The organism is Streptococcus humanilactis (genome assembly GCF_019448275.1).
GTDB classification, from domain to species: Bacteria; Bacillota; Bacilli; order Lactobacillales; family Streptococcaceae; genus Streptococcus; species Streptococcus humanilactis.
Genome location: NZ_JAHXBZ010000024.1, coordinates 1 through 347, shown reverse-complemented (window position 1 = coordinate 347; position 347 = coordinate 1). Strand labels below are relative to the sequence as shown.

The following is a 347-nucleotide window of genomic DNA, read 5'->3' as shown; positions in this document are numbered from 1 at the left end:
GCTACAGCGCTTGTGCTTGCTGATGTAGAGGCTACTGCACTTGTTGATGCTGAGGTAGACGCTACGGCACTTGTTGACGCTGAAGTAGACGCTACCGCACTTGTTGACGCTGATGTAGAGGCTACTGCGCTAGTACTTGCTGAAGTAGACGCTACCGCACTTGTTGACGCTGATGTAGAGGCTACTGCGCTAGTACTTGCTGATGTAGAGGCTACAGCGCTTGTTGACGCTGAGGTAGAGGCTACCGCACTTGTTGATGCTGATGTAGAGGCTACCGCACTTGTTGATGCTGATGTAGACGCTACGGCACTTGTTGATGCTGATGTAGAAGCTACCGCACTTGTGCT

Annotated in this window: 1 pseudogene; it reads left to right on the top strand. The window is 51.9% G+C overall.

Annotated elements, in window-relative coordinates:
* Positions 1-12: 12 nt before the first annotated feature.
* Positions 13-347 (top strand): annotated as a pseudogene (locus KV696_RS09685) (adhesive domain-containing protein); the annotation flags it as partial.